This is a genomic window from Pseudomonas vranovensis DSM 16006, assembly GCF_000425805.1.
Classification (GTDB): Bacteria; Pseudomonadota; Gammaproteobacteria; order Pseudomonadales; family Pseudomonadaceae; genus Aquipseudomonas; species Aquipseudomonas vranovensis.
In genome coordinates this window covers 48936-75229 of the sequence record NZ_KE384458.1, presented here as the reverse complement: position 1 = coordinate 75229, position 26294 = coordinate 48936, and the positions used below count along the sequence as shown (strand labels likewise).

Genomic DNA, 26294 nt, shown 5'->3' with positions numbered 1-26294 from the left:
CGTCGCACCGCCGCTCCTACAGGAGCGGGCTTGCCCCGCGATGGCACTCAGAACTTGACCTTGATCCCGATCATGCCTTCGTAGCTGCGGCTGTCTTCACCAAACGCTTTCTGGTAACCCAGCGAACCCGTCACCGTAGTGCGTTCGTTGACCTGATAATCAACGCCCATGTTCAGCTCACCCCATGTACCGCTCATGTCCGTACCAAAGGGGATGTAGCCATCGGCCGAGGAGAACTCCGTCTTGGCTTTGCCTTTGAACTCGTGCCAGACACTTGGGCGGACCCAGGCATTGGTGCGGTGAATCTTGCCTTTGTCGTCTTCGCGGAACCAGTCCTTGTCGATGCGTACACCCATGCGGCCTGTCAGCGAGTCGACGTCGTCAAAGCGCACATCCGAAGCTTCGTCGTGGGTGTCGTCGACCTTGATCTTGCTGACGATCACCTGGGCCTGAGGCTCTACGTGCAGGTCTTTGTCTTTTTCGGCATGGAACGGGTAGCCGGCTTCCAGCGATGCCGTCACTCCACGCGCGCGGGTTTTAAGACCGTCCAGGTCGTTGGGGCTGGTCTTGATGTCGAACTGGTTGAACTGCAGCACACCATCGAGGTACCAGCCTTCAGGGCCAAAGTGGGTCCAGTACCCTCCTACTCCATAGGCGCGCAGCAGGTCATCACCGGCATTGACACCGTCGTTGTGATCGACGCTGCCGGCAATGCGGCCAATGCTCAGCGACAGGCCGGCCTGGTCGGTGCTGCCATCGACGTCGTCGTTGCGGTAAAGGTCGGCCCCCACCTGGAAGGCATGGATGCGGTAGTCGGCACTGGCGCCCTCGCCCAGGTCCTGTTCGCCCTTGCGGTAGATCAACCGGCCCCAGCCCATGCTTGGGCCGTAGGTATCGACGGCTTCATCGGGCAGCGGGTCGGTGGCCAGGCGACGCTCTTCGCCGACACGCTCGTGCAGGGTATCGACCATGGCGTGGCTGTAGTGCAGCAGCATCGAGGGCAGTGCCCGGTACAACGAGGTTTCAGGACGGTAGTTGGGCACCTGTGAACGTGCAGGGATGTTGGGGGCCGGGTTGAACGCAGGGGCGGCCGGGGCGGCCGGATCAGCCGGATCAGCCGGGGTCACAGGGGTTACCGGGGTTACAGGCACCACGGGGTCCACGGGGTCTGCATCCTTGGTCGAACGCAGGTACCAGGCTTCGCCGTTGCTGCCGTCCTGGCTGGCACGGTGCAGGGTGTACTCATAAGGGCCAGCCTTGACCCGGTTGAGCAGGCGGAACGCCTCGGAATCGGTGGTGGCGCCATTGACCGCGTCCACCACCATGATGCCGTTGCCCTGGGTCAGCGCGCCGGGGCCACCGGCGTTCTTGATCATCAGGTTGCTGCTGCCGTCGGCGGTGCCGCCGTCCACCACCAGTTTGTCCGACGGTGAGTTGTCGGTGTAGAGGTAAGTGTTCAAGGCGATAGTGCCGTTGGCACCGTGGTAGTTGTTGACGGTCAGGTTCTTAAAGTTGCCGCCCACCGGGGCGCTGAAGTCGATCAGGCTGGCGTCGTTGCGCAGGGTACCCAGGTTCGATTCACCACTCAGGTTCCAGAGGCTGGTATCGCTGAGGCTGACATTCGAGTCGCTGCCGGCGGCTGTACGTGCCGAACCATTGAGCACCGAACCCGAGACATCGATCCGGGCGTTGCCGGCGCTGGCCAGGGTCTTGCCCACGCCCTGCCACTCTCCGGTGCCCATATCGGGCATGCTGCTGCCGTCGTTGGCCACGGCGCTGTCGACGCTCAGCCATTGGCCGCTGCCGCCGACGATGCTGTCGATCAGGCTGATGTCGGCTACACCGGCTACACCGACGGTGGCGCCGTCGCGGTTGTGCAACACGCTGTTGTCGATGCTTGCCTGGCCCTTGAGGGTGTCGGTGCCCTGGGCATACAGTGCAGCAGCCTGTTCGCCGCTGGCATTGATCACGCTAGTGCTGGCGGTGAGTACGCCGCCGTTCTTGGCCACGGCGCCGTGGGCCAGGTCGCCACGGGTGTTCACACCGACCTGGTCGAGATCGACATGGGCGGTGTTGTTGGCCAGTGCGCCCAGGGCACTTACACCGCTGGTGGTGACCGAGGTGTTGTTGGCGTTGAGCTGTGCGCCGGATTCTGCCTGCAGACCGTGGGATTGCACACCGTGGGTGCTCAAGGTCGAATCGAACAGCTCAAGTTTGGCCTCATCCGCCTGGTACTGGCGGCTGACCAGCGCGCCTGTGGCTTGGTCGCCATGGGTTTCGACGCTGACGTTGCGCGCGATCAGGCTCACCGGCGCGGGCTTGAGCTTGCCGATGCCGGCGTACAGGCCCACCGAATACTGGCCTTGGGTCTGCAGCGAAACGCCATCGAGCAGCATGCTGCCGCCGTCGTCCACGGCGGCGCCGTAGGCCTGGGTGCCGGTGGTGAGTACGCTGGTGCCGTAGACATTCAGTTGCGCACCGGGGTTGCGTGAGGCCAGGGCATGGGGAAAGGTCAGGTTGGAGGAGACCGGCGAACCGTTGCCGGTGGTGGTCACCGAGCCGCCGTACAGGGTGATGGTGGAGCCGGCATCGGCGACCACGCCCATGGCGTTGTCGTCACCGGAGGTAGTGATGCTGAGGTTGCGGGCCACCACGGTCGAGCTGCCGGCGCTCAGGCCGGCCGAGTAGTTGCCTTTGGTATCGATCTTGCCGTTGTTGATCTGCAGGTCGCTCCCGGCCAGGGCGCGTACGCCATAGCTGGTTTTCTGCGTGGTGTTGACCTCGGTGTCGTTGAGGATCAGCGACGAGCCGCTGCCTTCGACCAGCGCGCCAAGGCCCCAGGGACCAGTCACACCGGGGGCGGCGTCGAGGCTGATCTTGCTGCTGTTCACTTCGGCACTGGCACCGTCCTTGACGTAGACGCCGTACGAGCGGGCACCGCCCACATCGATGCTGCTGTGCGCGACATCGGCGCGGGAGCCGCTGCCTTCAACCGAGACACCATGGCTGAAGGTGCCCTGGGTCGACACGGTGCTGCTCTCGACCGTGACCGCGCCGCCGTTCATGGCACGGGCGCCGGAGGTGTAGTCCGTGGCGCTGCCGGCGCCCTTGATGGCCAGGGTGCTGCCGCCCTTGATCGTGACTTTGCTGCTGGCACCGTCGGCGCGAGCACCACCGATGTAGTTGCCGGTGGCGCTGACGCTGGTTCCGTCTGCGTCGATAGTGGCGCCACCGAGGGCATGCAGCATGGCGGTCGTGGTGGTGCTGGTGGCCGCCGAGGTGCTGGCCAGCGTACTGTCTTTGAGCTGGATATGGCCACCGTTTTCGGCCCGGGCGCCACTGGCCGACACCGCGGCCATATTGACCGTGACATCGGTCGCCTCGATCCGGCTGCCAGGCCCTGTGGCCTTGAGGCCATGGCTGGCATTGCCGGCGTTGGGCGCACCACTGGTGCTGATCACGCTGCCCTGGCTCAGGTTGATGGAACCGCCGTCTTGCGCCAGCACAGCGACCGACCCCTTGGACAAAGTACTGACGCTGCCGCCGGCGAAATCGATATGGCTGCCACTGCCAGAGGCCACCAGGCCCTGATTGTTCAGGCCACCGACGTTGCCGCCCATGGTCACGCTGCTGTCACGCAGCGACACCTGGCCTCCACGCTTGGCACTGACGCCGGTCATGTTGCTGACTGTAAGTACATTACTGTTGGCGGCCTTGGGCACCAGGTTGACGGTGACGCCGCTGCCGCTGATCTGGCCGCCATCGGTTGCCAGCAGGCCGGCCTGGCCTGCAGCGTTGGCGGTGGTCAGGGCGCTGTTGTTGACGGTGCCCCGTTCAAAACCCACGTTGCTGCCAGCCCCGGCCTGCACACCAACGGTGCGCGCTGCAGCCAGGTTGACGGTAGCGTCGTCATGGGCGCCAGCGGCGGCAATGCCGATGCCGTCGGCAACCGTCACGCTGATGGGAGCCGGTGCGCCAAGCAGCCGTGCGGCAAACACCCGTGGGGCATCCGCACTGGCCTGCAGGGCGATCTCGAGGATCGACGGGCTGACCATGGCACCGGCTGCCGAAGGCGGGTCGATGTCCATGACCGGGGGTTCGACACCGCTGTCCTCGGCTTCGGCCTCGATCACGTTGAGGCTGAATAGCCCGGCCAGAATCAGGCCGATGGCCTGGCCCAGGCAGGTGCGCTGGAACTTCGGATGGCGTGATGCAGGGCGGGTGAAGGTTTTCATGGCAGCCTCGCGGGCGCTGGAAAGGGTATGCCTGCAGTCTGCGCGGGGGGCGGGGTTGCGAATGTCGGAGCAGCATCCATGGCGTTGTAGGAGTAACTCTCGACAGTCCTGGTCTATGCTTGGGCGGAATCCGCTCCGGAGGTAATCGCACATGAGCACTGTCCTGCTCGTGGACCACCTGCCCATCGTTCGCGACGGGTTGCGGGCCCTGCTCCAACGCACAGGCCACCAGGTGATTGGCGAGGTGGATAACGGCCAGGATGCGTTGCTCAAGTGTCGCCAGTTGCACCCGGACCTGGTGATCATCGAGCTGCTTGTGCCACGCCTGGGCGGGCTGGATTTGCTGCGCCGCCTGCGCGCCAGCCACCAAGGCATCAAGCTGCTGGTGTACAGCGTCCAGGAGGCCAGCCTGTATGCCGCACGCTCGCTGCAGGCCGGGGCCGATGCCTATGTGAGCAAGACCGAGGCACTGCAGGCGCTGGAGCACGCCCTGCAGGCCGTCAGCCACGGGCGCAGCTACTTTCCCCGCGAGGCCACCCGCCAGGAGGCCAGCGAATCCGAAAGCGAGCTGGAGCAGTTGTCCGGCCGCGAACTGACAGTGCTGCAGATGCTCAGCCAGGGCCTCAACAACAAGGACATCGCCGGGCAACTGAGCCTGAGCTACAAGACCGTCAGCACCTACAAGGTGCGCCTGCACCAGAAGCTCAGGGTTGACAGTGACTTCCAGCTACTGGAGGTGGCCCGCAGCCATGGGCTGGTGGCCGGTGACGATGGCGCACGGGTCCAGGGCGCACCAGTCGATCCGCAATTGCTGCACGAGTACGGCCTGTTGCGCGCCCTGCTCGACTCGGCGCCCTACCCCATGTTCGTGCGCGACCTGGAAGGCCACCTGCTGATGTGCAACCGCCGCTACCTGGCCTACACCGGCGAAAGCTTCGAGATGATCCGCGGCACCACCATGGACCAGGCGCGGTGGTTGCCGGCGCCGCTGCGCGAGCGCTCATGGCTGCGCTTTCGCGAAGCCGTGATCCGCGAAGAACCCTTCATGACCGAAGCCGTCATCGAGATCGCGGGGTCGCCCACTGCCATGCACATCTGGTGTACACCGTTTCGTGACGAGGCTGGCACGCTGGTCGCCATGCTCGGCGGCATGCGCGATCTCACCGAACGCGACAGGATGCTCACCACCCTGCGCCAGGAAGGCGCCGAGGCACGGTTTGAAAGCCACCTCAAAAGTACGACGCTGGTGGCGGTCAGTCACGAATTGCAGGCCCTGCTGGCGGGGATGCAGCAAAGCCTGGAGCAGGCGTTGCAACCCGGTGCCGACGCCTCGCAGCCCGGCTTGAGCGCGCTGGCGCAGCAAATTGACGACATGCGCCACAGCCTGGCGAGGATCGATGCAGTCATGACCCTCGACGCCCACGAGAACGAGGCGCAAACCGAGGCCCACAACCTGGGCACCTTGACCGAAGAAATCCTCGCTCCCTGGCGCCAGCGGCTCGCCGCCGCGGGGTGCCTGCTGGACCTCGGCCCCGGCCTGCGCGCCCTGCAAAGCGCGTGGATCGATGCCCTTCATTACCGTCAGTTGCTCGACAGCCTGTTCAGCTATCTGCAACTGGGTACCCTGCCGGCACGAATCGACCTGCACCTGGCGACCAGCATCCAGCCCCGCGGATTGCTGCGGTTGAACCTTGAACTGACGCCCTGGCATGCGCCTCACTCCCACGACACCTCGGCCCTGCTGGCTCATGCCAGCATTCAGCGCCTGTTGCTGCGCTTGCAAGCCAAGGCCCAGGTCGTTGCGGCAGGCGACCGGACGTTCTCATCCTGGCACCTGGAATTGGAACTGCCACAGGCGCTGCCCTTCCTGTAATCACAGAACCGTCACTGACTGGAATGTGAAAATTTCATTAGTTATTTCGCGTTCATGGGTTTTTCTGTGCGTCACATTCTGACACACTGCTGCGAATGATTATCAAAAGTACTCTTATCAGCTTTTGAGTGAGCCTGCTATCACAGGCTCACGGTGCACCTCGGTCCACCTCGCCGCGCCTGCAGCTGAACAGTCACCGCCCCTTCGCGTCGTTACTTGTCATTCACTCTGTGTGGAGAATCCTGCGTGTTTCCTTTTTGGCCCCGTACCCTCGCCGTTGCCATTGCCCTGGCAAGCGCCTCGCCCCTTGCCCTTGCCGAACAAACCGCCCCTGCGGCCACGCCTGCCGAGCAAACCGGCGTCGCTGAATCAATGATCCTCAGCCCACTGGCCATCAGTGCCACAGGCCTGGGCCAGACCACCGAGGGGTCGGGCTCCTACACTACCGGGACCATGCAGACTGCCACCAAGCTGCCGTTGTCGATGCGCGAGACCCCGCAAGCTGTCACCGTGATCACCCGCCAGCGCATGGACGACCAGGCCATGACCAGCGTCAACGACGTGGTCAAGAACACCCCCGGCCTATTCCTCAGCCAGTCCAGCGGCCCGGGGCGCCAGACCTACAGCGCCCGCGGCTTTGACATCGACAACATCATGTACGACGGCCTGCCCAGCTCTTACCAGGGCTGGACGGTGGGCATCCAGCCGAACCTTGCGATGTTCGACCGGGTCGAAGTGATCCGCGGTGCCACCGGCCTTGTCACCGGTAGCGGTAATCCATCGGCAGCCATCAACATGGTGCGCAAGCGCCCCACCGCCGAGCAGCAAGTGACCTTGACCAGCGCGGCTGGCAGCTGGGATGACTACCGTGGCGAGTTCGACGCCTCCAGCCCGTTGAACGAAAGCGGCACCCTGCGCGGCCGTGTGGTGGGTTCCTACCGTGATGCCGACACCTTCCGCGACGGCGAAAACAGCAACCACGGGCTGTTCTACGCCGTGACCGAAGCAGACCTCGGCGAAGACACCACCCTGACCTTCGGCCTCTCGCGCCAGGAAGACCGCACCAACTTCTTCTGGGGTGGCCTGCCCATCGGCACCGATGGGCATCACCTCGACCTGCCGCGTTCGACCAACCCCGGTACCGACTGGGAAGACAAGAAGCAGGACATCAACACGGTGTTCGGCGAGGTCAGGCACCGCTTCGCCAACGACTGGCAACTGCAGGCGTCTGCGTCGCAATCGACGCAAAAAGCGCTGTTCTCCGGTACCTACCTGTCGCGCTACAACGGGCCGCTGGAGCGCACCGCCTGGCAGTCACGCTACGATGAAACCCAGAGCGCCTATGACCTGTTCGCCAGCGGCCCTTTGCAAGCCTTTGGCCGCACCCATGAGGTAGTCGTCGGCGCCAGCAGCCGCGAGTACGACGTCACCACCCACAACTACAGCCCGTACACCCTGGGGTTGCCGCTGGGCGCGCCGAAACCGGACTTCGTGCGTACCACCGACGATCATGAAGTCACCACCCAGAACGGCGTATACCTCACCACCCGCCTGAGCCTTGCCGACCCGCTGACGCTGATCCTGGGCGGGCGCCTGGACTGGTATGACTACGACAACCACACAGGCGACGGCGACTACAAAGTCACCCGCAACGTCACCCGCTACGCCGGCCTGATCTACGACATCAATGACACCTACTCGGTCTACGCCAGCTACACCGACATCTTCACCCCGCAGACCCAGAAGGACATCGGCGGCAAGCTGCTTGAGCCAATCGTGGGCGAGAACTATGAAATCGGCATCAAGGGCGAATACTTCGATGGCGCACTGAACGCCAGCCTTGCGGTATTCCAGGTCGACCAGCTGAACCGCGCCAGCCAGGCGGACGACCAGACCGGCTGCCCGGAAATCACCTGCTACGAAGCCTCCGGCAAAGTCCGCAGCCAAGGCCTGGACCTGGAACTGCAAGGCGCCTTGACCGAGCAATGGCAGGTGGGCGCAGGCTACACCTACACCCGTGCGCGCTACATCAAGGACCAGGACCCTGCCAACGCCCACCAACCCTTCACCACCGACGCCCCTGAACACCTGTTCAAGCTGTCCACGGTCTACCGCTTCCAGGGCCCGCTGGAAAAACTGCGCGTGGGCGGCAACGTCTATTGGCAGAGCCGCATGTACAACGACGTGGCCCTTACCGATGGCAGCTATCGCATTCAGCAAGGCAGCTATGCGGTCACCGACCTGATGGCCGGCTACGAGGTGAACAAACACCTGGACCTGCAACTGAATGCCAACAATGTCTTTGACCGCGTGTACTACTCGGCAATCGGCTCGGACGTGACCTGGGGCAGCACCGACACCTACGGCAACCCGCGCAACTACATGCTGACCGCCAAGTACAAATTCTGAGTTGAGCCAGATCCGGCTGCAGGGATGCAGCCAGTCACGTCATGTTGGCAAACGGTTGACAGCCGGACAGACGTTCACCGCTGACTCGTTCGGTAATGTGGCGGCTCAAAAAGTCGATAAACGCGAGTGTTCTACGATTGGGGATGTCTTTCGGATACACCGCATACAAGTCGACGTGTTCCTCGACAGCGTCGCCCAATACAACTTCCAATTCGCCCTTATCCACGTGCGCCTGGATATCCCATTCGTTCTTGACGATGACCCCTTTGCCTTGCACCGCCCATTGGCGCAGGACAGCGCCATCATTGACCACGCGATCGCCGCTGACCTTCACTGAAGTGCGCACGCCGTCAACAACGAAGTTCCATATCGACAGCGGCGCCCCCGAGCGCAACAACACCAGGCAGTTATGCCTGGCCAGGTCTTGCGGCTGCGTCGGTTTGCCATGTTCAGCCCAGTAGGATGGCGCCGCACAGACCACGCGCCGGCCCTTGACCAATAACCTGGCTTTAAGGCGCGAGTCTTCCAGCGGACCACTGCGAATCGCCACATCGATCTGCTGTTCCAGCAGGTTTTCAATGCCGTCGCTGAACAGCACCGTCACCTGGACCTTGGGATGCAGCTGCATGAACGGATCGAGAATCGGCAACACCCATTGATGGCCGAAATCATTGTTGACGGTAATGCGTATCGGCCCTTGCAGATCACCGCTCGGGGAGATCTCGGCCGCCGCCGTCTCCCAGATAGCGAAGATCTCTCGAGCCGCAGACAACAACCGCTCCCCCTCATGGGTAAACGCCAGCTTGCGGGTGGTGCGCGTAATCAAACGAGCACCCAGGCTGCTTTCCAGCTGCTGAATCACCAGCGTCACCTTGGAGGCAGCGATTGCGTGGGCCCGGGCCACTGCTGAAAAACTGCCCTTGTCTGCGATATCCATCAGTAAGCGCAGCGCAAATAACCTGTCCATTATTTTAAATACTCGAAAAACTTCAACCCGAAAAATCAAGACTCGAATAAAAGTGGCCATTCGAAGGCATCACCCTAGCAATTATTCTGATTTCAAGAAAAGTGTTTTCAAGTTGGCGACGATGATCGCCGCCCCGCGCAACTGCTAGATTGCAGGCATTACCTCTACGAGATGCATGCCATGAAAATCGATTTGAGCGCCAAGACTGCCCTTGTCACCGGTTCCACGGTGGGTATTGGCTTCGCCATCGCCAAGGGCCTTGCCGAGGCTGGTGCAGACGTCATCGTCAACGGCCGAAGCCAGCCTGCGGTAGACGCTGCGGTCGCAGCCATCCAGCAATCCTGTGCGGCTGCAACGGTACGAGACGTGGTAGCCGATGTCGGCAATGCCGACGGGTGCGCGCAGCTGGTTTCGCAGTTGCCGCAGGTGGACATCCTGATCAACAACGTTGGCATCTACGGCCCGCAAGACTTCTTCGACACACCGGACGAGGTCTGGCAGCGCTTTTTCGATGTGAACGTAATGTCCGGCGTGCGCTTGTCCCGTGCCTATGCCCAGGGGATGGTCGAGCGGCAGTGGGGCCGCATTGTGTTCATTTCCTCGGAATCGGCACTGAACATTCCGGCCGACATGATCCACTACGGCTTCACCAAGACGTCCAACCTCTCGGTTTCCCGTGGGCTGGCCAAGCGACTGGCCGGCACCGGCGTCACCGTCAACGCGGTGCTACCCGGCCCGACCTTGTCCGAGGGCGTCGCTGAAATGCTCAAGGACGAAGTGGCCGAGAGCGGCAAGACCCTGGAGGAATGCGCCGCCGCGTTCGTCATGGAGCACCGCCCAAGTTCCATCATTCAACGTGCGGCGACGGTAGAGGAAGTGGCCAACCTGGTGGTCTATGTGGCGTCTACCCAGGCCTCGGCTACCACCGGTGCCGCCTTGCGGGTGGATGGCGGGGTGGTGGATACAGTGGCCTGACGGCACACACAAACACGAGCGCTGCGCGTCCGATCGCAGCCTCGTTCCTCGCCAGCGGCTACCAGACCTCGTAGCCGCTGGCGCCAGCCTGCGATCGGCCGCACAGCGGTCGTCATTTACGCAGCCCTTCAAACAGACCGCTCCCCCAACCACCGATCGAGCCTTGGCCACATCCGCTTGACCGCAGCCGGTCCCGCCACCAGGCTGACATGCCCGCCCGGCAGCAACAGCTCTTCCTTGTCACGCGACCCCACACGCGCTACCAGCGGTTGTGCGCAGTCCGGGGGAACCAGGGAGTCGTACTGCGCAATGATGTGCAACAGCGGCACCTCGATACGCTTCAGATCAACCTCCTTGCCACCAATGCGCATACCCCCTTCGTAAAGCGAATTGTTCTGCCCCAGTTCCTGGTGGATTTGCCGCAAGTACTCACCGGGCAGCGGCAAGGTCTCGTCACTGAACCGCGCCATCATGCGGAAACCCCGGACGTAATCGTCATTCCACAGGTTGTCCCAGAGCCTCGCCTTGCCGGCAATGCGACCTGCAGGACGGTGCAGGTCAATAGCCCTGATGATGGTCTGTGGCGAAACCAGCCCCGTCGCCCCGATCAGCCGCTCGGGCTTGAAGTGACGTTGCTTGGCCAGGGGCATCTTCGTCCAGTCCACGGGCGTGGTGAAGCACACCAGGTTCTTCAACGGCCCACCGGGGTGCAAGGCGGCGTACAGCGTGGCAAGGACACCGCCCATGCAGTAGCCGATCAGCGTGACATCATCGATGCCGGTGTCTTGCTGCACCCGGCGTATGCAATCGGGAATGAAGTCGAGCACATAATGCTCGAGCTTCAGGTGCGCCTCATCCCGGCTCGGCGCATGCCAGTCCATGACGTAAATGTCATAACCCCGCGCAAGCAGGAACTCGATCAGGCTCTGCCCCTTTGCCAGGTCGAAGATCGCCGCCTTGCTGGTCGTCGCCATCACGAACAACAGCGGCACGCGATAGATCTCGTCTGCCGTGGCGTGATAGTGGTACAGGCACAAGGTGCCGCGGCGGTGTACCAGCGTCCTTGGCGTCATGCCAACGGCGGGCGGTGGCGTGCTGAGGTATTCGAGGCCCTTTATACCGCGCTGGACCATCATGCCCAGCTCCGAACGCAACCTGTGCGTCATCGAACTGTCGACGACCTTGTTGTCATGTGGCCGAGTCATCGTCACTTCCTGCCTTGCGTTTACGTTTGGATGCCGGTTTGACCGGCGCCGGGGACGCTTCAACCATGGGGCGTCGCGTCCGTGGCGGGCGAGGTGCAATCGCCGCACTGCGGGATGCCGGAAGCAATTGGTCGAGCTTGTCTTCCACGCGCCGCAAAGCCGTGGCCAGGGCGTCGACTTCGCCGCGACTGGGCAGGTCCATACGCTTGTACAAGCGCTCCAGCGACGTCTGCGACAGGTGCTGCAAGCCGTGGGAGACCCTGGAATAGTGGTCGATCACCAGGCCCACCTCTTTCGCGTCGATGTGACGGGCAGCCAGGGCATTGATGCCGTTTTCAAACCGGGTGATGGCCTCGCGATACAGTTTCAACGGATCCGGTAATGCCATGACGTTTTCCTCGATCAGGGTTTCACAGTGCAGCGTTTCTCTGCGGGCCAGGTTTGGCGTGCGGCCAGCCGGTCAAGTCCGGTAATGGCCTTGCGCCGCAGCATTACCGTGGGCAACAGCCAGGGTCTGATCAGCAGTCGGCAGGCGCTGGCGGTCCTGGGCGCCAGCAAACGCAATAATGCGATCCCCCAGCGCTCGGTGAGCACCCACGAGGTCAAGGTCGAGGTCGCCAGCTCGTCGGCACTGGCACGCAGGCGCGAATGCTTGCGTGGCAGGCTGTCGGCGACCTCGATGGTCCTGTCGGCAGCCGGTTGACGCTTGAACGCCCGGCCCAGTGCCTCGCCGATGCGTTGCAGGGCATCGCGGCTGGCGCCGTTGACCGAGTCGAAATTGAGAAATCCATGAAACTGGCCCCGGTAGTGCAACAGCTCCACCGGCACGTCGGCCGCCCGCAGGCGGGCGGCATAGTCCAGCCCGTCATCGCGGATCGGGTCAAACCCGGCACTGATGATCACCGCCGGTGCCAGGCCGTGCATATCGGGGCTGCGGCGTGGCGAATACCACGGGTCGAGCAGGTCCAGTGTGGCGAGCGAAGGCGCCAGGGTCCGTTCGATCCATTTCACCGCCTGATCGGTCAGCAGGTGTTGGCCGAAGGCGTTCTGCGCATAGGACGGAAACTTCTCCACCAGCTCGGTGGCCGGGTAGACCAGTACTTGCAGGCTCAGCGCCGGGCCGCCACGACGCAGGTTCTCCTGGGCAACGGCAGCACTGAGGTTGCCGCCCGCCGAATCGCCACCAATGGCCAGGCGCGTTGTGTCGATCCCCCATTGCGCGCCGTTCTTGGCCACCCACTCCAACGCCGCCAAGGCATCTGCACGGCCTGCCGACAGGTCGTGCTCCGGCGCCAGGCGATAACGCACCGCGATCACCATGCAATCAGCGGCCAGGGCAATGCTGCGGCAGATGCCGTCGGCAGTGTCCAGGTCGCCAATGATGAACCCACCACCGAAAAACCACATGAATGCCGGCTGCAATGCCTGGGTATTGGCAGGCTTGAAGATGCGCAAGGCGATTTCGCCGCCTGGCCCATCGATCCGTTGTTCGGTGACCGAAGCCACCGGCGGATTCTTCCCCAGCGCAAGCGCCGTCAAGCGCCAGCCCTGGCGCAATCGCGGCAGCGAGTAGTTTTCGGCGGGACGCAGGCGGGTGGAGAAGTTCACTAGCCGCAGAAAGGCCCGAGCCTCTCGGTCGGGCTGATGTGCGCGCAACACGCGAGGCATGCCGATGGCCTGCGGCCCGGAGGGTGCCTCGGGTTCTTGGTTGTTTTTCATTGCCACTCCCTTTGCAGAAACCGGTGTTTCACGCTCGGCAATAGACTACTGAGCGCCTTGGTTTTCTGTGGCTACCCACGATGGGGGGTTGCCTGGGGCGTGCCTGAAAAACCGACACGTGGCCAGTCGTGACTTAATTCTGAAACATCTTGGTAATAAATTGAGCGCTACTGCTGATTTTCATTCCGTCGTAGACCTACTCAAGGATCAAGCGCCTCATGCGTCGAGTTGTATTCAATCAGAAAGGTGGAGTGGGCAAATCCAGTATTGCGTGTAACCTCGCCGCGGTCAGTGCCGCCGAAGGTTATAGAACACTGCTGGTCGATCTCGACCCTCAGGCCAACTCAACGCACTACCTGACCGGCCTCCTCGATAACGACATTCCGTCCGGTATCACCGACTTCTTCAAGCAGACGCTGTCCAGCGGACCCGCCAGCAAAAGATCGCGCGTGACCGTCACCGAAACGGCGTACGACAACCTCCACCTGGTGACCGCCAGCCCAGACCTGACAGACATTCAGCCCAAACTTGAAAGCAAGTTCAAAATCAACAAGCTGCGCAAACTGCTGGTTGACCTTTCGCAGGACTACGAGCGCATCTACATCGATACCCCGCCCTCGCTGAACTTCTACACGTTCAGTGCCCTGGTGGCGGCCGACCGGCTGCTCATTCCCTTCGACTGCGACAGCTTTTCCCGCCAGGCGCTGTACAGCGTGATCGCCCAGGTCGAGGACTTGCGCTTCGACCACAATGAGTCGCTGCTGCTTGAAGGGATCGTGGTGAATCAGTTCTCGGGGCGCACCACCCTGCATCAAACGCTCATTGACCAATTGCTCGCCGAAGGCCTCCCCGTTCTGCCGACCTACCTGAGCAGCTCGGTGAAGATGCGCGAATCCCACGAAGCGTCGATTCCACTGGTCCGTTTGGCACCTCGCAGCAAGCTTTCGCTGGAGTTCGTGGATTTACTGGGCGCCCTGGAACGTGCGGCGTAGGCCCGTATACGGTGGAACCGCTGGCGACCGCCTGCGATCGGCCGCGCAGCGCTCGTGGTTCGAGACCGTTACGCCTAGCCCAGTTCGGCGATGACCTCGGCGCGGGTGGTGACCTGGCGCAAGTGATGCTTCCACAGGTTGATGCCCATCTGGCCGGACCTGTCCAGGGACGAGCCCACGGTCAGGTCGGTGATCAGCGTCGGGTTAAGGCCTGCATCGAACAGCGCAAACCCGGCAGCCAGCACACAGGTTTCGGTCTGGATGCCACAGACCAGCACCCGCTCGACACCAAGCTGCTTGAGGTAGGCGATGGTTTCAGCGCTCTGGCCGTAACCGTGCTTGATGAACACCTGGTCAGCCTCGACCAGGCTTTCGTCCTCGGCCGCCGGGTGCCAGCCGAGTTGCTTTTCAAAGGGGGTGATCTGCTCATCATGCAACTCCACCGACGCGACCGCAGGCATCCTCGCAGACAGCGCCCGCACGCCATCGACCAGCCACTCGGGCGGGCTGAAGGTGGACTGGACATCAACGATAAGCAAAACCTGGCGCATGAACTTCTCCCCCGCAGCGCTTGATATGGCCGCGGAGTATACGCCGATGCGGCAACGGTCTTGCACTGATCCGGTGGGAGCGACTGTCTTGCACCACGACCGCAGTGCGGTCGGTCGCAGGCAGCGGGGCAGAGACGTCGCAGCCTCGCTCCCACCAGGCTTTCCAACTTCCCTTCGGCCTTATACAATCGCGACAAATTCCTATTCGCATTAATTGCCTTCCAGGGAGAGGGAATGTCCACAGCAGGCTGTGATGCAGGGCACCACGAGCATCTGCATGAGCTCTATCGGGATTACAACGGCTGGCTGCGAGGCTGGTTGCGTCAGCGTCTGAACAATTCAGCCGATGCAGCCGACCTGGCGCAGGACACCTTCGTGCGCGTGCTGCTGGCTCGCACATCCGGCACCTTGCAGGAGCCTCGCCGCTATCTGGCGACTATTGCCCGTGGCCTGGTGATCGACCTCTACCGTCGCCGCAGCTTGGAACAGGCCTACCTTGAAGCGTTGGCGCTACGCCCCGAGGTGCATGCGCCTTCGGCAGAAGCCCGTGCCTTGATTTTCGACAGCCTGATGGCCATCGACCGCATGCTCGATGGCCTCGGTGCCCGTACGCGCCAGATCTTTCTCGCCGTGCAACTGGACGGGCTCACCTACGAGAAGACGGCTGAACGGCTTGGAGTATCGGTGAGCACGGTACGCAAGCATCTCGCCACTGCCCTGATGCACTGCCTGCTGCTGGATGAGGCATGAAAGTCGTTCTTGCCCAGGCAGTGGAATGGTATGTGCGCCTCAACGAAAGCTCCGTCAGCGAAACCACCCGCCGCCAATGGCAAGCCTGGCTGGCCGCCGACCCGCAACATGCCCAGGCCTGGGAGCGTATCGAGCAACTGCAGCAACGCCTGGCCCAGGCACCCGCTGCGGTAGCGTCCAGCACGCTCGAACAGGCCCGACAACAGCGTCGCGCCGCCCTGAAAATGTTCGCCTTGCTGGTGGGTGTCGGCATGGTCGGCTGGCAGGGCTACCAAGCTTCGCCCTGGCGCGCAGACTACGTGTCAAGGGTGGGGCAACGTCGTACGCTGACTCTCGCCGATGGCAGTCGACTGGTGCTCGACACCAACACCCGGGTCGACGTGCAATTCGATGACCGTCAACGGCTGATTGTCCTTCGCCAGGGCGAAATCCTGGTCGAAACAGCCAAGGATTCGCGCCCGTTGAGTGTGCAAAGTGCCGAAGGCCGCATCCTCGCCCTCGGTACGCGCTTCGCGGTGCGCCAGGGCGAGGGAATCACCCGGGTGACCGTCGAGGCCCACGCCGTGGAGGTACGTCCGCGCCTGACGACGGCGCAGGCAGTGCGCGCTGACGCCGGGCATACCCTGAGCTTCGCCGCCGACAGCGTTGGCCCGCTGCTGCCCGCGCCAGCACAGGTGTCGGCCTGGACACGCGGCATGCTGGTGGCGATCGACTGGCGGTTGCAGGACCTGCTCGCTGAGCTTTCCCGTTACCGCCACGGGTATCTGGGCTGCGCCCCCGAAGTGGCCGACCTGCGTGTTTCAGGCACCTTCCTGCTCGATGACACTGAAGCCGTACTGGCCAACCTGCAGGACTCCCTGCCGGTGTACCTGCGCCGCGTGACGCGCTACTGGGTTCGCGTGGAAAGCAGGCAAGCCTGAGCGCGTGAAAAATTTTCGTTATGTGGGTAACAGATTTTCATTCCTGTTTCGGCTCTACCTGCACGTGCGCATCAGACGCAGCCCCTGCCAACCCGAACAGGAACCTTTGCATGTCCTTCCACCCTTCGATTCTTGGGTGCAGCATCCACCATGCTGCGCTTGCCCTGGGCCTGTCCGGCTCGCTTCTGGCAATGGCGCCAGCCTGGGCCGAACCGCTCACCTACGACATCCCGGCCGGAAGCCTGTCTGTTGCACTCAGCCAGTTCGCCGCGGCCAGTGGCGTGATGATTACCTTCAGCTCCGAAGACACCGCCGGCCTGCCATCGCCGGGCCTGCAGGGTGACTTTGAACTGGACCAGGGGTTTGCCCGGTTGCTGCAAGGCAGTGGTTTGCGCGTGGTCCAGGCCGGGGAAAAGCGCTACGTGCTGGCCAAGGTTGACAACAGCGGCGCCGTGGAGCTCGGCGCTACCAGCATCAACGCCGCTGGCCTGGGTGCCACCTCCGAAGGCACCGGCTCTTACACCACCGGTTTGAGCAGCACCGCGACCAAACTGCCGCTGTCATTGCGCGAGACACCGCAGTCGATCAGTGTCGTCACCCGACAACGCATGGACGACCAAGGCCTCAACGACCTTACCGAAGTACTCAAGCAGACACCCGGGCTGTCGGTGCAGAGCCTGGGCAGCGAGCGTTTCAACATCTACTCCCGCGGCTACAGCGTCGACAACTATCAGTTCGACGGCATACCCACCACGCTGGACATCGTCAGCCAGGTCTCGGCGCAGAGCCTTGCCGACATGGCCATCTATGACCGCGTCGAAGTGCTGCGCGGCGCTACCGGCCTGATGACCGGTGCCGGTGACCCCTCGGCCACCATCAACATGGTGCGCAAGCGCCCCACCGCCGAGTTCAAGGGACACATCACCGCGGGCCTGGGCTCGTGGGACAAGTACCGCACCGAGCTCGACCTGTCTGGCCCGCTCACGCCGACCGGCAACGTGCGCGGGCGCATGGTGGCGGCGTATCAGCAGAACAACAGCTACGTTGATCACTATTCCCAGGAAAAGCAGATTTTCTACGGGATCCTCGAAGCGGACCTGACCGACACCACCGTGCTCACCGTGGGCGCCGACTACCAGAAGAACGACCCCCAGGGTTCCTCCTCGGTGGCGTTCCCGTTGTTCTACAGCAACGGTCAGCAGACCGACTTCTCCCGCTCGACCAACAGTGCCGCGCGTTGGAGCAGCAACCCCCAGGACGCACTCAACACCTTCGCCAGTATCGAGCAGCAGCTGGGCTACGACTGGAGCCTGAAGGTGGCCGTCAACCAGATGTACATCAAACGTGATGACTACAAACTGGCCACCGCCAGCTGGGGCTTCCCCGACCTCAACACCGGCGCCGGCGTGCGCCTGTACGGTGGCGCCGGCAGCACCTGGCAGAAGCAGACCGGTGTAGACGTACAGGCCCAGGGGCCTTTCCAGCTGTTCGGCCGCCAGCATGAGCTGATCGTCGGCTACAACTTTTCCCGCTACGAAAACCGCCACTCGCCCCTGCGTGGCTCGGCCATCGAAGGCACATTCGTCAACTTCTACGCGTGGGACAACTACACCAGCGAGCCGAACACCAGCAACGGCAAGCTGTATGACGGCGACACCACCATTTACCAGAACGGTACCTACATCGCCACGCGGCTGCGCCCCACCGACGCGTTGTCGATCATCCTCGGCGCCCGTGCCAGCGACTACAAATACAACTACGACCTGGAGTATGTGCTGACCCCGAACAGCAACCGCACCACTCAGTACCGCGAAAGCGGCGTGGTCACGCCTTATGCCGGCGTGGTCTACGACCTCAACGACATTCACTCCGTGTATGCCAGCTACACCAGCATCTACAAGCCGCAGAGCGTGCGCGACGCCAGCGGGGCAACCCTCGACCCGCGCGAGGGTGACAACTATGAAATCGGCCTGAAAAGCGAGTTCTTCGGTGGCCGCTTGAACACCAGCCTCGCGGCGTACGAAATCAAGCAGGACAACCTTGCGGTGATCGATCCGGGCCAGGTCATCCCCGGCACCACCTCGGCGGCCTACAAGGCGGTGAGTGGCGCTACCACCCGCGGGTTCGAGATCGAGGCCAATGGTGAGTTGATGCCGGACTGGAACGTTGCCGCCAGCTACAACCACAGCATCACCGAAGATGCCGACGACGAACGCATCAACACCGAAGCGCCGGCCAACATGGTCAAGCTGTGGACCACCTACCGCCTGCCCGGCGACCTCAATCGCCTGACCATCGGTGGCGGCGCCAACTGGCAGAGTGGTACCCACATCACGGTGACCCCGAGCACCGCCCTGGGAACCGTCAAGGCCAGCCAGGATCAGTTCACCGTGGTCAACCTGATGGCCCGCTACCAACTGACCGATCAGCTCTCCACCACCCTCAACGTCAACAACGTGTTCGACAAGAAGTACATCAGCGCCCTGGACACCACCTTCTTCAGCGGCTACTACGGCGAGCCGCGCAACGTGATGCTCTCGACCCAGTACCGATTCTGATACATCGCAACCACGACTGCTGCGCAGTCGATCGCAGCCTCGTGCCTCGGCAGCGCCTACAGATTACCGGTATAGCCGCTGGCGACAGCCTGAGAGCGACCGCGCAGCGGTCGCTCTCAGGACGGAAACAGCTTGCTCAGGCAGGCCAGTTTTTTCTTGTAGGAGCGTCGTGCCTCCAGTGCTTCTTCAAGGGTAACGGCAACAAACCGGGCCTTCTGGTTAGGCTGCATCTGGCCGACCAGGTCGAGGTCGGCGCTGATCACGGTGCCAATCATGGCGTAGCCGCCACCGGACACCGCATCGCGGTGCAGCACGATAGGTTCAAGCCCGGCCGGCACCTGGATAGAGCCGATCGGATAGCAGCTGTCGACGATGTTCGACGGATCGGACCCGGCACCAAACGGTTGTTCACGCGGTTGAAAGCTCAGCGCACTGCCACCCTTGAAGCGGTAGCCGATGCGGTCGGCCTCCGAGCCCACGGTCCAGGCTTCGGCGAAAAAGCTGTCCGCTGCAGCGGCAGTCAAACGCTCGTAGTACAAGCCCGGTACCACGCGCAGGGTGATCTCGCCGCCCAACGACTGGCGCAAGGCCATGGGCAGGCTGGCACCGGCCCGGCTCTTGCCACTGGCAACCCCCACCGGCAACACATCACCGGCGATCAACCGACGCCCCTGGAAACCACCCAGGGCGCCCAACGCATAGGTAGAGCGACTGCCCAGCACCACCGGCACGTCGATGCCCCCTGCAACGGCCAGGTAGGCCCGCGCGCCGGCCTTGGGAAAATCAAAGCGCAGCACTTGTCCGGCCTTGACCGTAAAGGCGGTGTCGGGGTGCATGTCCACACCATCGACCTTGGGCGTCATGTGCGCGCCGCACACGGCTACCAACGCATCCTGCTGGAACTCAAGCTCCGGGCCGAGCAGCGTACATTCCAGCCCCGCCGTGCCCGCCGGGTTGCCAACCAACTGATTGGCCGCGCTCAAGGCATATTGATCGAGCGCACCGGAAGGCGGAATGCCCAGGTGGTAGTAGCCTTCGCGGCCCAGGTCCTGCACGGAGGTGGCCAAACCTGGTTTGAGTACCTTGATCATGCCAGCACCTCCTGCAGCGACTTGGGATAACCGACCGGGTCGGCCAGAAACGCATCCAGCGAGAACTCCACCGGACGAATACGCAGGTCAAAGCGTCCTGCGTCCACCTCGGCCACAGCCTGGTCGTAGGCCTCGCGATCCATCGGCTTGAACTGCACGATGTCGCCCGGGCGGAAAAACACCATGTGCTCCTTGAGGTACGCCAGGTTCTGCTGCGGGTCGTAGATCGGCGCCGGCGTCACGCCGAACATCTGGTAGCCACCGGCACCGCGCACCGAATAAATGCAGCCAAAGCAGCCGCCGTGGCCCAGGGTCAACTTCGGCGTGTCGGTGCGTGGGCGCAGGTACTTGGGCACCTGCAACTGGCGCTCGCGCTCGACCATCTGGAACATGAACGGCAGCCCCGCGACAAAGCCCACCATCGAGACAAACCACGGCGCACCACTGTGGGCGGCGATGAACGCCTCGACATCCGCCAGGCCGTTGATCCGGGCAGCGTATTCCAGGTCGGTTACGCTCGGGTCTTGATGACGGTCGCGAAAACGCATCAGGGTTTCGTGGGTCCAGGGGTCGTTGTACAGCACCGGAATCTCGATGATTCGCGTGTGCAGGGTACGTTGGGCGACGGCCTCGGCTTCAGCGGCTTTCACCGCTTCAAGCAGCGTATGCGGGGCGATACGGTCCGGGTCGAAACGAATTTGGAACGACGCATTGGCCAGGCACACATCCAGCACGCCGTCGAGGGCCAGGCGCTCCACCGCGCGCGTCACCGCCATGCCTTTGAAGAAGGCTTCCAGCGACATGCTGTCACTGACTTCGGCAAACAGATGTTCATCTGCGCCAAAGCTGTAACGGATTGGGGTGCTCATGCGTTACCTCCGCTACGGCGCTCGGCCAGCCAGGTTTCGAGGGTGCCGGTATGAAAATCGGCGCTGTGCAGCCAGGGTTGCTCCAGCAGTTCACCGTGCAGCGACAAGGTGCTGGCCATGCCGCTGAGCGTGGTCTGCTCCACTGCCAGGCGCGCACGGGCCAAGGCCTGGGCACGGTCGCTGCCATGCACGATCAATTTGGCCAGCAGCGAGTCATAGTAAGGCGGCACGCGGTAACCCGGGTAGAGATGGCTATCAACACGCACACCCTCCCCTTGCGGCCACACCAGCGTGTCTACCTGCCCGGGGCTTGGGAAAAAGTCCCGGGCCGGGTCTTCGGCGTTCAGGCGCATTTGCAAGGCGGCGCCGTGCAGTTGAATGTCGCTTTGCTTGAGTCCAAGCGGTTCGCCACCGGCAATGCGCAGCATCGCCTGGACCAGATCGACGCCGGTAATCAACTCGCTGACCGGGTGTTCCACCTGAATCCGCGTGTTCATCTCGATAAAGAAGAACTCACCGGTGACATCGTCATACAAGTATTCCAGTGTTCCGGCGCCCTGGTAGCCGAGGGCTTCGGTCAAGCGTACCGCACTGGCGCAGAGCGTCTCGCGCTGCTGCTGATTCAGGGCCGGCGACGGCGCCTCTTCAAAAATCTTCTGCCGCCGACGCTGCAGGGAACACTCGCGCTCGAACAGGTGAACGGCGTTCTTTCCATCGCCCAATACCTGCACTTCGATGTGCCGCGCCTTGCTGATAAAACGCTCCAGGTACACCGCGCCATTGCCGAACGCCGCCTGGGCCTCGCGTTGGGAGCGCGGGAATTCCTCACTCAATTGCCGGGCGTTTTCCGCCAGGCGAATACCGCGCCCGCCGCCACCGGCCGACGCCTTGATCAGCAACGGGTAGCCAACAGACTCGGCCGCCTTGAGTGCCGAATCCACATCGAACAACTCCCCCGGCGAGCCCGGCACCACCGGCACGCCAGCCTCCTGTGCCGTGCGCCGTGCCTCGGCCTTGTCACCCATGCGCCGGATCGTTTGCGGGCTGGGGCCGACAAAAATCGCCCCGGCGGCGAGCACGGCCTCGGCAAAGTCGGCGTTCTCCGAGAGAAAGCCGTAACCCGGATGCACCGCGTTGGCGCCCGTGGCCTGCAAGGCACCGAGCAGCGCCTCGACATTGAGGTAACTTTTATCGGCGCGGGCCGGGCCGAGGACATGGACTTCATCCGCCAGGCGCGCGGCCTGGGAGTCAATGTCTGCCTCGCTGCAGGCGGCAACGGTGGGAATGCCCAGCGCCTTGGCGGCATGGATGATCCGCACGGCAATCTCGCCACGGTTGGCGACCAGCAATTTACCAATGGCTTGCGTCATGATCGCGCCCTCACAGGTTATCGAGCGTGGCGATGACCTGACCCGGCTCCACCGGATCGCCGTCTTCCACCAGAAAGGCGCCCAGGCGGCCATCCACCCCGGCGGTCAGTTCCGAAAACTGCTTCATGACTTCGATCAGGCCAATCACGGTGTCGGCGCTGACCTGTGCGCCCTCCTCGACGTATACGGGTGCGTCAGGGGTAGCCTTGCGGTAGAACGTACCGGGCAATGGGGTAATTACGCTGTGTTCGGCCATGTCTGTTCCTCTTGGAATTAGTTGTAGAAAGGCAGGCAAAAATGATGGTTACGGGCGCGGGCTTCAGCGCGGCGCGCGTACGCTGATCCCGGCGTTGTCGAGTGCCTTGCGCGTGGCTTCAACCAGCGCCAGGGCGCCGGGCGTGTCGCTGTGCAAACAGATAGAGTCGAATTCGATTGCCAGGTCTTCCCCCTCGACCGTGCGCACTACCCCTTCCTGGCAGGCACGCAACACCCGCGCAGCCACTTGGGCCGGATCGTAGGCACGCACGTTGCGGGTAAACACGATGGAGCCGCTGAGGTCGTACTCACGGTCGGCGTAGAACTCGCGGATCACCGGTTGACCAAGCTCGTTGGCGACCCGCCAGATCACCGACCCCGGCATGCAATACAGCAGCAGCTCGGGCTCAAGGCGCTGCAGGTTCTCCACCAGCAAGCGCGCTGCCTCTTCGTCTCGTGCGAGGTGCATGTACAGCGCGCCGTGGGGCTTGATGTGCTGCAGCGCAACGCCCTGAACCCGGGCGAGCTCGCGCAGCGCCCCGAGCTGATAGAGCATGTCGTCGACCAGCTCCTGGGCCGGCGCATTGATGTGCCGGCGGCCGAAGCCGACCAGGTCACGAAAGCCCGGATGCGCGCCAACCGCCACGCCCAGCCGCTTGGCCTGCTCGACCGTGCGGCGCATGGTGCCGGGGTCGCCGGCATGAAAACCGGTGGCGATATTGGCCGAACTGATGAAGCCCATCAGCTCCGTGTCGACGCCATCGCCGATGGTCCATGGGCCAAAGCCTTCGCCCATGTCCGAATTGAAATCTACTGCCTGCATGGTGCTCGCTCCTGACACTTGTCACTACCTGCAGGCCACGTTAGATTCCCTCTCACCCCTTGGGAAGATCTATTAACAGATATGGCATCTTCTGAAAAACAGATACCTGTCCGACCGGAGCGAACATGTCACTGACCCTGCGCCAGGTGCGCTACTTCGTCGCCACCGCCGAGATCGGCCAGATCTCCCAGGCGGCGATCCACCTGAACATCTCCCAATCGGCGGTAACCACCGCCATCAAGGAGCTGGAAGCCATGCTGGGAACCCTACTGTTCCAGCGCTCGGCCCAGGGCATGAGCCTGACCGATGCCGGGCGGCACTTTCTCAACCGTGCCTACGTGATCCAGCGCAGCGTCGACGATGCCCTCAACAGCCCGCTCCCCGACGTACGCGCCAGCGGCCAGCTGCGCCTGGCCGCCAGCTACACCGTGATCGGCTACTTTCTCCCCCACCACCTGCAACGCCTGGGGCACTGGCACCCGGACGTCGCCATCGAAGTACACGAACAAGAACGCCACTCCATCGAACACGGTCTGCTGGAGGGCCAATTCGACATGGCTGTGGTCCTCACGGCCAACCTCACCCACCCGGACATCGTCTCCGAAACCCTGTTCAACTCCGAACGCCGCCTGTGGCTGCCCAGCCACCACCCACTGTGCGAGCAGTCCGCCGTGAGCCTGGCCGACGTGGCCAAGGAGCCCTACATCCTGCTGACCGTCGACGAAGCCGAACAAAGCGCCATGCGCTACTGGGAACACGCGCACCAACGCCCGAACGTGCGCGTGCGCACCAGCTCGGTGGAAGCGGTGCGCAGCATGGTGGCGAACGGAAGTGGCGTGGCGATTCTGTCGGACCTGGTTCATCGCCCGTGGTCGCTGGAGGGCAAGCGGATCGAGACACTGACAATCACCGACAAGGTGACGCCGATGAGTGTGGGGTTGGCGTGGCATCGGGAGCGGGAGTTCAGTCCGGCAATGAATGCGTTTCGCAATTACTTTCATGATGCGTTCTTGGCGCCACAGCAGCTTTCGGCGCGGCGGTGACTTGAACCACGATCGCAGGCTGTCGCCAGCGGCTACACCGGCTCGGCTTGCATCCGTACTGGCTCGGCTTGCAGCTGTAGCCGCTGCCGAGGAACGAGGCTGCGATCGACTGCGCAGCAGTCGCCAGGCAGGAGCGGGCTTGCCCCGCGATGCGGCCAATAGCGGACGGTCACGTCCAGACTATTGGCCGATGATCAGGATTGAAGGTACTAAGCACTCAATTGACTTTGTTCAATTGCGGCAACTGCCACTTGCCCGAAAGCACATCGTCTGTGGGTTGATACAGCCGTAACATCACGTAGAAACCGCCTTCGGGTGCCGGAAGCCAGTTAGCGGCATTTTCTCCCTGTGGTTTTTTGTGGGAAATGGGAATGGTGATCGAACCGTCCGCCGCGACTTTCAACCCCTTCGTATCGGGACCTACCTTGTAGCGACTGATCTCGTTATCGACCAGCATTTTGTCGCTGGCGTCATACATGGTCAGCGACCAGAAGGCATTCACCGGCGGTGCCGAAGCCAGTTTGATTTCGTATTGATTGGCTCCAGTGAGTGGCTGGTTTTTGCTGTCGGTGAAGCGCAGTGGATACATCGCTTCATGCTCACCCTGGCCTCCCAGATAGGGGCCGGCCACCATGGCGCGCAGCGGGTAGTTGTAACCAAAACTGTCAAGGCCGGTCACCCAGTTCCAACCATTGCGCACTTCCGACGTGCTGGCCAGCGACGCAATCGCCACGTAGGGCGCATCTTTCAAACCTTCCTCAAGACCTTTGCGTGTGGCCGGATTGAGCTTCTCGGGTGAAAAGCCCTTTTCCGTCAGGCCGATGCGCGCGAATTGGGCAAACAATGCCGCGTCGCCTGGTTTGACCGGATTGTCCTTGAGCGCCGACGCCAGCTCGGTGAAGAAACCCAGCGGGTCGTCACCCGTCTTCGGCAACGCAGGCAAGGTTTGTTCCTTATGCGTTTTGCCACTCAACGGCATGACACTGAACTGTTTCTGCAAGGCGAGAATCGGTGCCACATCTTCACCCTGGTTGACGTGAATACGCCCCCACAGCCAGATTTTCTTGGTGGAGACGTCCAGGCGCTTCGCGTCTTTTGGCAGCTCGCCCTTCCAGCCCGGCGGCACCAATACAAATTTTCCGGCCTTGGTACCTGTCGTACGCCGGCCGACGTAGTGCTCAAGTTCCTGCCACATATTGAACACATCGACCACGTAATAACGGTCATGGGTATCGGGCACAGTCAACACGTAGGGCTCGGTCAGGTCCAGCACCGCACTCATGTAGTAGGTGTCATTATTGGCAGTGGGCATGTCCTTGGCGGACGGTGACGCCAGCGAAGTCGCCCAGCCGATCTGGTTCAGACCTGCACGATAGCTGGTGTCGGGCCTGGGTGAGGGAACGGTGATGTATTCACGTGCCACTCGTTCCATGCGAACCAGCGGATAACCCCAGTTGTAAGCCGAGATCGCCAGGCTGTAGCCATCGGCCTGCATCCCTTTTTCTACTGCATCAGGTGTTGCAGGTGTGGTCAGCAGTAAATCCGGTGTGCTGGCTTGCACGTGCATCGCGCTACCGAGCGCAACACACAAGGGCAGAACACAAGCCAAAAGACTACGTGGTGAAATCATAACGAGCATCCTTCCATGAGTACTTCGACTGGCGCAGCCGTCTGAAGCGCCTGTCTGAC

20 protein-coding genes are annotated in these 26294 nt (G+C 62.6%); 8 read left to right on the top strand and 12 right to left on the bottom strand.

Annotated features, from left to right (window positions below):
* Positions 1–47: 47 nt before the first annotated feature.
* Positions 48–4235: an autotransporter outer membrane beta-barrel domain-containing protein gene (locus H621_RS0125250; protein WP_028946045.1), complete on the bottom strand. Its 4188-nt coding sequence runs from the start codon at positions 4233–4235 to the stop codon at positions 48–50.
* Between the two features lie 151 nt (positions 4236–4386).
* Here H621_RS0125250 and H621_RS0125245 point away from each other — a divergent pair, with 151 nt between their 5' ends.
* A complete protein-coding gene (locus H621_RS0125245) occupies positions 4387–6108 on the top strand; it encodes a response regulator (RefSeq protein ID WP_028946044.1) in 1722 nt (573 codons plus the stop codon).
* A gap of 246 nt (positions 6109–6354) precedes the next feature.
* The gene (locus H621_RS0125240) at positions 6355–8517 is read left to right on the top strand and encodes a TonB-dependent siderophore receptor (RefSeq protein ID WP_028946043.1); all 2163 of its coding nucleotides are present in this window, start codon (positions 6355–6357) and stop codon (positions 8515–8517) included.
* Between the two features lie 34 nt (positions 8518–8551).
* Here the strand turns inward: H621_RS0125240 and H621_RS27565 are convergent, their stop codons facing one another.
* Positions 8552–9544: a LysR family transcriptional regulator gene (locus tag H621_RS27565; protein ID WP_209420973.1), complete on the bottom strand. Its 993-nt coding sequence runs from the start codon at positions 9542–9544 to the stop codon at positions 8552–8554.
* 120 nt (positions 9545–9664) lie between these two features.
* Between H621_RS27565 and H621_RS0125230 the strand changes: the two genes are divergently transcribed.
* Positions 9665–10459 (top strand): SDR family NAD(P)-dependent oxidoreductase, encoded by a 795-nt coding sequence (locus tag H621_RS0125230; protein ID WP_028946042.1) that lies wholly within the window; start codon positions 9665–9667, stop codon positions 10457–10459.
* A gap of 128 nt (positions 10460–10587) precedes the next feature.
* Here the strand turns inward: H621_RS0125230 and H621_RS0125225 are convergent, their stop codons facing one another.
* The 3 genes from H621_RS0125225 to H621_RS27560 are packed head-to-tail and all read right to left on the bottom strand — an operon-like array spanning position 10588 to position 13383.
* On the bottom strand, positions 10588–11664 hold the full coding sequence (locus H621_RS0125225) for an alpha/beta fold hydrolase (RefSeq protein ID WP_028946041.1): 1077 nt from the start codon (positions 11662–11664) through the stop codon (positions 10588–10590).
* On the bottom strand, positions 11648–12052 hold the full coding sequence (locus H621_RS0125220; protein ID WP_028946040.1) for a hypothetical protein: 405 nt from the start codon (positions 12050–12052) through the stop codon (positions 11648–11650). The genes H621_RS0125225 and H621_RS0125220 overlap by 17 nt, the downstream gene beginning before the upstream one ends.
* A 14-nt stretch (positions 12053–12066) precedes the next feature.
* A complete protein-coding gene (locus tag H621_RS27560) occupies positions 12067–13383 on the bottom strand; it encodes an alpha/beta hydrolase (protein ID WP_051270725.1) in 1317 nt (438 codons plus the stop codon).
* Positions 13384–13601: 218 nt separating this feature from the next.
* Between H621_RS27560 and H621_RS0125210 the strand changes: the two genes are divergently transcribed.
* Complete coding sequence (locus H621_RS0125210) at positions 13602–14375, top strand: ParA family protein (RefSeq protein WP_028946039.1); 774 nt, start codon at positions 13602–13604, stop codon at positions 14373–14375.
* A 74-nt stretch (positions 14376–14449) separates the two neighbouring features.
* On the opposite strand, the gene H621_RS0125205 is transcribed toward H621_RS0125210, so the two are convergent.
* Positions 14450–14926, bottom strand: coding sequence for an isochorismatase family protein (locus H621_RS0125205; RefSeq protein WP_028946038.1), 477 nt, complete (start codon positions 14924–14926; stop codon positions 14450–14452).
* A gap of 234 nt (positions 14927–15160) precedes the next feature.
* On the opposite strand from H621_RS0125205, the gene H621_RS0125200 reads away from it, so the two are divergent.
* The 3 genes from H621_RS0125200 (at position 15161) to H621_RS0125190 (ending at position 19154) form a co-directional block, all read left to right on the top strand.
* Positions 15161–15676: a sigma-70 family RNA polymerase sigma factor gene (locus H621_RS0125200; RefSeq protein WP_028946037.1), complete on the top strand. Its 516-nt coding sequence runs from the start codon at positions 15161–15163 to the stop codon at positions 15674–15676.
* Entirely contained in the window at positions 15673–16596 is a 924-nt protein-coding gene (locus H621_RS0125195; protein ID WP_028946036.1) for a FecR domain-containing protein, read from the top strand. Before H621_RS0125200 ends, H621_RS0125195 begins: the two co-directional genes overlap by 4 nt.
* Positions 16597–16706: 110 nt before the next feature.
* Positions 16707–19154, top strand: coding sequence for a TonB-dependent siderophore receptor (locus tag H621_RS0125190; protein WP_028946035.1), 2448 nt, complete (start codon positions 16707–16709; stop codon positions 19152–19154).
* A 116-nt stretch (positions 19155–19270) separates the two neighbouring features.
* On the opposite strand, the gene H621_RS0125185 is transcribed toward H621_RS0125190, so the two are convergent.
* The 5 genes from H621_RS0125185 to H621_RS0125165 form a co-directional block, all read right to left on the bottom strand.
* The gene (locus tag H621_RS0125185; RefSeq protein ID WP_028946034.1) at positions 19271–20245 is read right to left on the bottom strand and encodes a 5-oxoprolinase subunit C family protein; all 975 of its coding nucleotides are present in this window, start codon (positions 20243–20245) and stop codon (positions 19271–19273) included.
* Positions 20242–21114: a 5-oxoprolinase subunit B family protein gene (locus H621_RS0125180; RefSeq protein ID WP_028946033.1), complete on the bottom strand. Its 873-nt coding sequence runs from the start codon at positions 21112–21114 to the stop codon at positions 20242–20244. Before H621_RS0125180 ends, H621_RS0125185 begins: the two co-directional genes overlap by 4 nt.
* A complete protein-coding gene (locus H621_RS0125175) occupies positions 21111–22484 on the bottom strand; it encodes an acetyl-CoA carboxylase biotin carboxylase subunit (RefSeq protein ID WP_028946032.1) in 1374 nt (457 codons plus the stop codon). The genes H621_RS0125180 and H621_RS0125175 overlap by 4 nt, the downstream gene beginning before the upstream one ends.
* Positions 22485–22494: 10 nt before the next feature.
* Complete coding sequence (locus H621_RS0125170; RefSeq protein ID WP_028946031.1) at positions 22495–22740, bottom strand: acetyl-CoA carboxylase; 246 nt, start codon at positions 22738–22740, stop codon at positions 22495–22497.
* A 63-nt stretch (positions 22741–22803) separates the two neighbouring features.
* Positions 22804–23562: a 5-oxoprolinase subunit PxpA gene (locus H621_RS0125165; RefSeq protein WP_028946030.1), complete on the bottom strand. Its 759-nt coding sequence runs from the start codon at positions 23560–23562 to the stop codon at positions 22804–22806.
* A gap of 125 nt (positions 23563–23687) precedes the next feature.
* On the opposite strand from H621_RS0125165, the gene H621_RS0125160 reads away from it, so the two are divergent.
* Positions 23688–24605 (top strand): LysR family transcriptional regulator, encoded by a 918-nt coding sequence (locus tag H621_RS0125160; RefSeq protein WP_028946029.1) that lies wholly within the window; start codon positions 23688–23690, stop codon positions 24603–24605.
* Positions 24606–24822: 217 nt separating this feature from the next.
* On the opposite strand, the gene H621_RS0125155 is transcribed toward H621_RS0125160, so the two are convergent.
* Positions 24823–26235, bottom strand: a complete 1413-nt coding sequence (locus tag H621_RS0125155; protein WP_028946028.1) for a DUF1254 domain-containing protein — start codon at positions 26233–26235, stop codon at positions 24823–24825.
* Positions 26236–26294: the final 59 nt, after the last annotated feature.

What these genes read in the sequence shown, in the direction of transcription:
- H621_RS0125155 (WP_028946028.1), bottom strand. Translation starts at nt 26,235, where the DNA reads ATGATTTCACCACGTAGTCTTTTGGCTTGTGTTCTGCCCTTGTGTGTT.
- H621_RS0125230 (WP_028946042.1), top strand. Translation starts at nt 9,665, where the DNA reads ATGAAAATCGATTTGAGCGCCAAGACTGCCCTTGTCACCGGTTCCACG.
- H621_RS0125175 (WP_028946032.1), bottom strand. Translation starts at nt 22,484, where the DNA reads ATGACGCAAGCCATTGGTAAATTGCTGGTCGCCAACCGTGGCGAGATT.
- H621_RS0125210 (WP_028946039.1), top strand. Translation starts at nt 13,602, where the DNA reads ATGCGTCGAGTTGTATTCAATCAGAAAGGTGGAGTGGGCAAATCCAGT.
- H621_RS27565 (WP_209420973.1), bottom strand. Translation starts at nt 9,544, where the DNA reads ATGGCCACTTTTATTCGAGTCTTGATTTTTCGGGTTGAAGTTTTTCGA.
- H621_RS0125220 (WP_028946040.1), bottom strand. Translation starts at nt 12,052, where the DNA reads ATGGCATTACCGGATCCGTTGAAACTGTATCGCGAGGCCATCACCCGG.
- H621_RS0125250 (WP_028946045.1), bottom strand. Translation starts at nt 4,235, where the DNA reads ATGAAAACCTTCACCCGCCCTGCATCACGCCATCCGAAGTTCCAGCGC.
- H621_RS0125170 (WP_028946031.1), bottom strand. Translation starts at nt 22,740, where the DNA reads ATGGCCGAACACAGCGTAATTACCCCATTGCCCGGTACGTTCTACCGC.
- H621_RS0125195 (WP_028946036.1), top strand. Translation starts at nt 15,673, where the DNA reads ATGAAAGTCGTTCTTGCCCAGGCAGTGGAATGGTATGTGCGCCTCAAC.
- H621_RS0125245 (WP_028946044.1), top strand. Translation starts at nt 4,387, where the DNA reads ATGAGCACTGTCCTGCTCGTGGACCACCTGCCCATCGTTCGCGACGGG.
- H621_RS0125225 (WP_028946041.1), bottom strand. Translation starts at nt 11,664, where the DNA reads ATGACTCGGCCACATGACAACAAGGTCGTCGACAGTTCGATGACGCAC.
- H621_RS0125205 (WP_028946038.1), bottom strand. Translation starts at nt 14,926, where the DNA reads ATGCGCCAGGTTTTGCTTATCGTTGATGTCCAGTCCACCTTCAGCCCG.
- H621_RS27560 (WP_051270725.1), bottom strand. Translation starts at nt 13,383, where the DNA reads ATGAAAAACAACCAAGAACCCGAGGCACCCTCCGGGCCGCAGGCCATC.
- H621_RS0125165 (WP_028946030.1), bottom strand. Translation starts at nt 23,562, where the DNA reads ATGCAGGCAGTAGATTTCAATTCGGACATGGGCGAAGGCTTTGGCCCA.
- H621_RS0125190 (WP_028946035.1), top strand. Translation starts at nt 16,707, where the DNA reads ATGTCCTTCCACCCTTCGATTCTTGGGTGCAGCATCCACCATGCTGCG.
- H621_RS0125180 (WP_028946033.1), bottom strand. Translation starts at nt 21,114, where the DNA reads ATGAGCACCCCAATCCGTTACAGCTTTGGCGCAGATGAACATCTGTTT.
- H621_RS0125200 (WP_028946037.1), top strand. Translation starts at nt 15,161, where the DNA reads ATGTCCACAGCAGGCTGTGATGCAGGGCACCACGAGCATCTGCATGAG.
- H621_RS0125185 (WP_028946034.1), bottom strand. Translation starts at nt 20,245, where the DNA reads ATGATCAAGGTACTCAAACCAGGTTTGGCCACCTCCGTGCAGGACCTG.
- H621_RS0125160 (WP_028946029.1), top strand. Translation starts at nt 23,688, where the DNA reads ATGTCACTGACCCTGCGCCAGGTGCGCTACTTCGTCGCCACCGCCGAG.